This is a genomic window from uncultured Methylobacterium sp., assembly GCF_964251405.1.
GTDB lineage: Bacteria > Pseudomonadota > Alphaproteobacteria > Rhizobiales > Beijerinckiaceae > Methylobacterium.
The window spans coordinates 1-7,899 of sequence record NZ_CAXUJR010000067.1; the positions used below are offsets into that span (position 1 = coordinate 1).

Annotated in this window: 6 protein-coding genes; 3 read left to right on the forward strand and 3 right to left on the reverse strand. The window is 70.0% G+C overall.

The features are described from left to right. The first annotated feature begins 138 nt into the window (after positions 1-138). The gene (locus ACFE7U_RS12570; protein ID WP_375410068.1) at positions 139-1,158 is read left to right on the forward strand and encodes a gamma carbonic anhydrase family protein; all 1,020 of its coding nucleotides are present in this window, start codon (positions 139-141) and stop codon (positions 1,156-1,158) included. 115 nt (positions 1,159-1,273) lie between these two features. On the opposite strand, the gene ACFE7U_RS12575 is transcribed toward ACFE7U_RS12570, so the two are convergent. Both ACFE7U_RS12575 and ACFE7U_RS12580 read right to left on the reverse strand, forming a co-directional pair. Beyond that, a complete protein-coding gene (locus tag ACFE7U_RS12575) occupies positions 1,274-1,846 on the reverse strand; it encodes a pyridoxamine 5'-phosphate oxidase family protein (RefSeq protein WP_375410069.1) in 573 nt (190 codons plus the stop codon). 30 nt (positions 1,847-1,876) lie between these two features. Continuing rightward, entirely contained in the window at positions 1,877-2,395 is a 519-nt protein-coding gene (locus tag ACFE7U_RS12580) for a TetR-like C-terminal domain-containing protein (protein ID WP_375410086.1), read from the reverse strand. A 338-nt stretch (positions 2,396-2,733) separates the two neighbouring features. On the opposite strand from ACFE7U_RS12580, the gene ACFE7U_RS12585 reads away from it, so the two are divergent. Continuing rightward, the gene (locus ACFE7U_RS12585) at positions 2,734-6,156 is read left to right on the forward strand and encodes an acyl-[ACP]--phospholipid O-acyltransferase (protein ID WP_375410070.1); all 3,423 of its coding nucleotides are present in this window, start codon (positions 2,734-2,736) and stop codon (positions 6,154-6,156) included. 73 nt (positions 6,157-6,229) lie between these two features. Here ACFE7U_RS12585 and ACFE7U_RS12590 read toward each other — a convergent pair whose 3' ends face one another. Further along, positions 6,230-7,405, reverse strand: a complete 1,176-nt coding sequence (locus ACFE7U_RS12590) for an aminotransferase class I/II-fold pyridoxal phosphate-dependent enzyme (protein WP_375410071.1) — start codon at positions 7,403-7,405, stop codon at positions 6,230-6,232. A gap of 79 nt (positions 7,406-7,484) precedes the next feature. Between ACFE7U_RS12590 and ACFE7U_RS12595 the strand changes: the two genes are divergently transcribed. Continuing rightward, positions 7,485-7,899 (forward strand): aminotransferase class III-fold pyridoxal phosphate-dependent enzyme (locus tag ACFE7U_RS12595; RefSeq protein ID WP_375410072.1); only part of this gene is annotated, 415 nt, incomplete at its 3' end.

Genomic DNA, 7,899 nt, shown 5'->3' on the forward strand with positions numbered 1-7,899 from the left:
CGGAAGTCCATATGACCCTCGCCGCCGGCCCAGGCTACCGGTTCTTGCGGCAGATCTTGCGGCAGATTCTTGCGGATGGTCCCTGCGACCGGTTCTCGACCCGCCTTCGCCCGAACGGCTCTCGAAGGGAATGCTCACGTGAGCCCAGACCTGATCCTGCCCCACGAGGACGTCCTGCCGGTCTTCGCCGCGCGGCCGGTCTGGTGCGGCCGCGCCAGTACCGTGATCGGCACGGCGACCATCGGCGCGCAAGCTTGGCTCGGCGACGACAGCGTGATCCGCTCGGACGGGCAGACCGTCACGATCGGCGACCGCTTCTGGCTCGGCCATCGCTCCACGGTCCACATCGCCACGCTGACCCTGGCGACCGTCGTCGGCGACCGCGTCACGGTGGGCCGCAACGCGGTGGTGCATGCCTGCACCGTGGGTTCCGACGTGGTGATCGAGGACGACGTCATCGTCCTCGACGGCGCCGTGGTGGAGGACGGCGTGCTGATCGAGGCAGGCTCCACGGTGTTCCCGCGCGCGCGCCTGCCGGCCGGCTTCGCCTGTGGCGGCAGCCCGGCCAAGCCTCTGCGCCCGATCACGGCGCCCGAGATCGCCGAGCGCGCCGAGCGTCTTCGCGAGGCCTCCGGCGACACGCCCCGGCCGCCTGAGGCCGACGAGCCCGAACTCGACGACAGCGTCTTCGTCGCCCGTACCGCACGCCTGCGCGGCCGCATCGCCCTCGGCACCGGGTCGAGCGTACTCTTCTCCTGCCTCCTCGATGCCGAAGTCGGGCCGATCGTGGTCGGGGCCGATTCCAACATCCAGGACAACAGCGTCCTGCGCAGCCGTGCGGAGGGGATCGTCATCGGCCGCGACACTTCCATCGCACACAACGTGCGGCTCTCCGATTGCCGCATCGGCGCACGCTCGCTGATCGGGATCGGCTGCGTGGTCGCTCCCGGCACCGTAGTGGCGGACGACGTGCTCCTGGCCGGCGGCGCCACCACCGATCCGGGACAGTTGCTCGAAGGCGGCTACCTCTGGGGCGGCCGCCCCGCCCGCGTCCTGGCGCCGCTCGACGCCGACAAGCGCACGCTGATGCGCGGCATCGCCGAGGGCTATCGCGTGCTGGGACAGACCTACAAACGGGTTCAGGAGACGAGCCTTTAGGTAAGCCGGCCCTGACGCTGACGCGATCCCTCGCTTCCAGGGCGGTTATCCGGGGATATGCTGCGCAGTTGCCGGTAATATCGTACCTGTCGCCCTGCCGATCCAATCCGGTTGTTCAGACAAGCATTTCGCCCTCCTCGGGAAACAGTCCCGTGGGCAGTCCGTCGAGGCTGGTCGCGTTCTTCTTGCGCCGGTAGGCATCGAGCTCCGCCTCGCCCTTCGACGCGGCCCACCGGTCGAGGGTCGGGCGATCCTCGCGATAATCGAAGAACGGGACGCCGTAGCCGCAGGACGTCTGGACGAGATCGATGGCGAGACGCACGATCTGGCGGGCGCCGGGCGGTTCGTGTCCGCCGAATGCCGTGGCGAGGACGGCGCCATAGGCCTCGCCACCCCGGCGCAGGACCTCGCCCCGCCCGTACAGTCGCAGGATCATCGGCGGGCCGTCGAAGGCGCAGAACATCACGGTCAGCCGCCCGTCCGCCAGCATGTGGGCGGCGGTCTCGTTCCCGCTCCCGGTTCGGTCGAGATACGCCACCTCCGTCGTGCCGAGCACGCGGAACGTGTCGGTCCCGCGCGGCGAGAGGTTGATCCGCGTGCCCGCGGCGGCCGAGGCCGTGAAGAAGACGCGCTGACCGCCGATGAAGTCGGTCAGTCGGTGGTCGAGTTCCGGGAACTGCTTTGCCATGGTCGAAGCCTCTGAGATCGCTCGGCTGTCCTATGCCTGCCCGAGGAAGCGTCCAACCAACAGCCGTGCCAGGTCGCGCGGCGGCTCCGGCGTCAGCACGGCGAGCTTGTTCGAGGTCGAGAGCGAGGCGAGGCCGTGCAGGCCGGCCCAAAGCGCCGCCACCGCTTGGCGGCGCTCCACCGGCTCCGGGATCAAGGGCGCCAGCACGCTGTCGACGAGGTCGGTGGCCTGGGCCAGGGCCGCCGCGTACCAGTCCGGAAACTCCGAATCCGGGGCGACATGGTGCTCGAAGACGAGGCTCCAGACCCGCGGATCGGCGGCCACGAAGGCGAGGTAGGCATCCGCCAGGGACAGGGCGTTGTCGCGGGCGGTCCGCTCCGCCTTCACCGCGGCGCCGAGGGCGGCGTGCAGGCGCGCGAGGGTGCGGGCGTTCACCCTCATCGCCACCGCGTCGAGGTCTCCGACCGCGTTGTAGATCGAGTTCGGGGCGTAGCCGATCGTGCTGGCCAGCCGACGCATCCCGAGGCCGCGGAGGCCCTCTGCCCGCACCAGCCCTTCGGCGGCCTTCGTCACCAGGGCGGCGAATTCCTCGCGGCTGTGCTCGCCGCGCGGGCCGGTCCCTCGCTTGGGACCTTTGGCGCCCGTCGTTGCCCCGGCTCTGGCCAACCGTTCATCCTTGCCATCGATCTCGTGCGGATCCGCACGGGTCTGCCGATTGGGAACTCCCAACACGAAGATCAAGATTGCACATCGTGTAAAGAAGCGCCAGAATTTGTACGTCGTTTAAAACCGTGTCGAGACTTTCCGGGCTTCAGGACGTCGAGGGTCGCGGATTTGACGCTTCGTTATGGGCCGGTCAGTCATGCTGCCCGGCCGAGGAGATCGCCATGTTCCGCTCGCTGATGACCGCGCGCCGTTTCGCGCCCCTTTTCTGGTGCCAATTCTTCTCCGCCTTCAACGACAACTTCCTGAAGAACGCGCTCGCCTTCCTGATCCTGTTCAAGGTCTCCCAGGGCGGCGACGGCGCCACGTCCGGAATGCTGGTGACGCTCGCGAGCGCGGTCTTCATCGGCCCGTTCTTCATCCTGTCGGGCCTCGGCGGCCAGCTCGCTGACCGGTACGACAAGGCCGTGGTGGCCAAGCGGTTGAAGTTCGCGGAGATCTTCGCGGCGGGTGCGGCCGTGCTCGGCTTCTACCTCCACTCGATCCCGGTGCTGTTCGTGGCGCTGGGTCTGTTCGGGGCGATCGCGGCCCTGTTCGGGCCGATCAAGTACGGCATCCTGCCCGACCACCTGAAGCGGGCCGAACTGCCCGCCGGCAACGCGCTCATCGAGGGCGCGACCTTCCTGGCGATCCTGCTGGGCACCATCGTGGCGGGCCTGGCCACCGCCATGGGCGGCGACGCCTCTGCCTTCGGCGCGATGATCATGGCCTTCGCGGTCCTGTGCTGGCTCTGCGCCAGGGGCATCCCGCGCACCGGCGAGGGGGCACCGGACCTGTATGTCGACCCCAACATTGCCCGCTCCACCCGCGATCTCCTGCGCGATCTGTGGTCCGACACGCGGCTGTGGCGCGGCTCGCTGATCGTGAGCTGGTTCTGGCTGGTGGGTGCGGTGGTGCTCTCGCTGCTGCCGGTGATGGTCCGGGACAGCCTGCACGGCTCCGAGACCGTCGTCACCCTGCTGCTCGCCATGTTCTCGGTGGGCATCGCGCTGGGTTCCGGACTCGCCTCGTGGCTCGCCAGCGGGCGCATCGTGCTGTTGCCGACGCCCGTCGGCGCCGTGCTGATGGGCCTGTTCGGCCTCGACCTCGCCTGGACCCTGTCGCACCTCCCCCCGGGCAGTGGGGAACTCATGGGCGCCGGCGCCTTCCTCGCCACCGGCACGGGCCTGCGCGTCACTATCGACCTCGTCGGCATCGCCGTCGCCGGCGGGCTCTACATCGTGCCCTCCTTCGCCGCCGTGCAGGCCTGGACCGACAAGGACAAGCGCGCCCGCGTCATCGGCGCCGTCAACGTCCTCACCGCCGCCTTCATGGTCGGGGGCACGCTGGCACTCGCCGCGCTGCAGGGCGCCGGCTGGTCGATGGCTGCCCTGTTCGGGCTGATCTCCGTCCTCAACCTCGTGGCCGGCGCCGTCATCCTGAAGGTGATGCCGACGAGCGCATTCCGCGACTTTCTCTCGATCCTGTTCCGGGCCTTCTATCGGCTCGAGGTGCGCGGCCTCGAGAACGTCGAGCTGGCCGGGCCGAACGCGATCATCGCGCTCAACCACGTCTCCTTCCTCGATGCGCCCCTGGCGCTGTCGCTGCTGGACCAGGAGCCGGTCTTCGCCATCGACCACGGCATCGCGCAACGCTGGTGGGTGAAGCCCTTCCTGAAGCTGACGCGGGCGATGCCGCTCGACCCGACCAAGCCGATGGCGACCCGCACCCTCATCAACGCGGTCAAATCCGGCGAGACGCTGATCATCTTCCCCGAGGGCCGGCTCACGGTCACGGGCAGCCTGATGAAGGTCTATGACGGCGCCGGCCTCATCGCCGACAAGTCCGGCGCCATGGTCGTGCCGGTCCGCATCGAAGGGCCGGAGAAGACGATCTTTTCACGCCTGTCCCGCGCCCAGGTGCGGGGGCGGTGGTGGCCCAAGATCGTCGTCACGGTGATGCCGCCGGTGACACTCGCGGTCGATCCTGCCCTCAAGGGCAAGAACCGCCGGCAGGCGGCGGGTGCCGCCCTCTACGGCATCATGTCCGACCTCGTGTTCAACACGACGCCGATCGACCGCGGCCTGATGGAGGCGCTGATCGCGGCGGGCGAGGATTACGGCTGGCGCCGTACCGCGGTGGAGGACCCGATCACCGGCAAGCTCTCCTATTCGCGCCTCGTGATGGGCGCCACGGTGCTCGGCCGCAAGCTGATGCCGCTGGCACCGGAGGGCCGCCCGGTCGGCCTGATGCTGCCCAACGCCAACGGCGCGGCGGTGACGTTCTTCGCCCTGGCCTCGGCGGGGCGGGTGCCGGCGATGATCAACTTCTCGGCCGGGCCGGCCAACATCCTCTCGGCGTGCCGGGCGGCCGAGGTCACCACCATCCTGACCTCGCGCGGCTTCATCGAGAAGGCCCGGCTCGGGTCCCTGATCGAGGCGATCCAGGGCCAGGTGACGCTCGTCTATCTCGAGGACGTGCGCGCCACGATCTCGCTCGGCGACAAGGTCCGCGGCCTGCTCGCCAAGCGAAGGCCGCTGGTGGCGCGACACGGCGACGACCCCGCCGCGATCCTGTTCACATCGGGGTCGGAAGGGACACCCAAGGGCGTGGTGCTCGCCAACCGCAACATGCTCGCCAATACCGCCCAGGCCGCCGCTCGGATCGATTTCGGCCGCACCGACAGGGTCTTCAACGTGCTCCCCGTCTTCCACGCCTTCGGGCTGACGGTGGGGCTGGTGCTGCCGCTGGTCTCGGGCGTGCCGGTCTACCTCTACCCCTCGCCGCTGCATTACCGGATCGTGCCCGAGCTCATCTACGGCTCGAACGCGACGATCCTGTTCGGCACCGACACGTTCCTGACCGGATATGCCAGGGCGGCACATGCCTACGACCTGCGCTCCCTGCGCTACATCCTGGCCGGTGCCGAGCCGGTGAAGGAGGCCACGCGCCGGACCTACGCCGAGAAATTCGGCCTGCGGATCCTCGAAGGCTACGGCGTCACCGAGACGGGGCCGGTGCTGGCGCTCAACACGCCGATGTTCAACAAGTTCGGCAGCGTCGGCCGGATCATGCCGGGGATGGATTCGCGTCTCGACAGGGTGCCGGGCATCGATGAGGGCGGGCGCCTGTTCGTGCGCGGCCCCAACGTCATGCTCGGCTACCTGCGTGCCGAGAAGCCCGGCGTCCTGGAGCCACCGGAGAATGGCTGGCACGATACCGGCGACATCGTCACGATCGATGCCGGCGGCTTCGTCACCATCAAGGGCCGGGCGAAGCGCTTCGCCAAGATCGCCGGCGAGATGGTGTCGCTCGCCGGCATCGAGGCGCTGGCCTCCGAGCTGTGGCCCGGGGCGCCGAGCGCGGTCGCCGCGGTGCCCGACGCACGCAAGGGCGAACGGCTGATCCTGTTCACCGAGGCCAAGGACGCGTCGCGGGCCGCCTACCAGAGCTTCGCCAAGGGGAAGGGCGCCACCGAGATCGCGGTGCCCGCCGAGGTGGTGGTGCTGGAGCGCATCCCGATGCTCGGCACCGGCAAGGTCGACCAGGTCGGCGTGACGAAGCTGGCGCGCGAGCGGGCCGAGGGGCAGGCGACGGTTGCGGCGTGAGGGATGGGTTTTCCCCTCCCCCTTGCGGGGAGGGGCCAGGGGTGGGGGTGGTTCCGCTGGTCTCCGCAGCGGGTCACCCAGCCACCCCCACCTCCGGCTCCTCCCCGCAAGGGGGAGGAGAAGGGCGTAAGCTGGATTGCAGTTCAACCAATGCCGCCGCCAGTGCATCCACCTGCGCCTCCGTATGCGCCGCCGAGAAGGCGACCCGCAGCCGCGCGGTGCCGGCCGGCACCGTCGGCGGGCGGATCGCCACCGCGAGGAAGCCCCGCTCCTCCAAGGCCCCCGACAGCGCCAGGGCGGCACCGGCCTCGCCCACATGGATCGGCACGATCGGGCTCTGCGCCTGCGGCAGCCCGAGCCGGCCCGTGAAGTGCCGGGCGAGCATCAGGGGCCGGGCGGAACGTTCCGGCTCGGCCTCGACGATCTCGAGGGCCGCCAGCGCTGCGGCGGCGGAGGAAGGGGGCAGGCCGGTGGTGTAGACGAAGCTGCGCGCCCGGCTCGTCATCAGGTCGACGACGGCGCGAGAGGCGCAGAGATAGCCTCCATACGAGCCCAGCGTCTTCGACAGGGTGCCCATCTCCAAGGGCGCCCGGATGCCCGGCTCGACCACGCCGAGCCCGTGGGCGTCGTCCACCAGCGTCCAGGCGTCGTGCGCATCGGCGAGGGCCAGGATGGCGTCGAGCGGCGCCCGGTCGCCGTCCATGCTGAACACCCGCTCGGTCAGGATAAGGGCGCGCCTGTGCCCGGCTTGCCTCGCGCCGAGCTGCGCGGCGAGATCGTCGATATCGTTGTGGCGGAACCGCACCACCTCGGCGCCCGAGACCCTGGCCCCGGCGAACAGGCAGGAATGCCCGAGCGCGTCGATCAGGATGAGGTCGCGCGGCCCGGCGAGCGCCGGCACGATTCCGAGATTGGCGAGGTATCCGCTCCCGAAGACGAGCGCGGCTTGCGTTCCCTTATGCGCCGCGAGCCGTGCTTCGAGGGCGGCGAGCACCGGATGGTTGCCGGTGACGAGGCGCGAGGCGCCGGAACCGGCGCCGTAGCGCGCGGTCGCCGCCTGCGCCGCCGCGATCACCCGCGGGTCGTTGGAGAGGCCCAGATAGTCGTTGCAGGAGAACGAGACGAGCCGGCGCCCCTTCCGTTCGGCCATGGCGCCGTCTGCGCGCGCCGTCGCCACGAGATGCCGGCGCAGGGCGGTCTCGTCGAGGCGGGCGAGTTCGGCGCGCGCGAAGGTTTCGAGGCTCGACATGCCGTGGTGAGAGGCGGGCGGCGGAGGGTTGTCAAGGCGACCCTTGACCGACGCACCGCCTGGCCAGCACTCCCGTCTCATGAACGGATCCCGCAAAACCCATCTCTGGCGGCCCTACACCCAGATGCGGACGGCCGACCCGCCGTTGGAGGTGGTGCGAACCCACGGCTCGCGCATCGTGCTGGCCGACGGGCGCGAGCTCGTGGACGGCATCGCGTCGTGGTGGACGGCGGTCCACGGCTACAACCACCCGCACATCCGCGCCGCCGTGGCCGCGCAGCTGGAGGCGATGCCGCACGTGATGTTCGGCGGGCTGACCCATGCGCCGGCCGAACAATTGGCCGCCCGCCTCGCCGCCCTGCTGCCGGGCGACCTCGACCACGTCTTCTTCACCGATTCCGGCTCCGTCGCCGTCGAGGTGGCGCTGAAGATGGCCGCGCAGCTATGGCGCAATCGCGGGGTCGCCGGGCGGACCCGGTTCCTCGCCTTCCGCG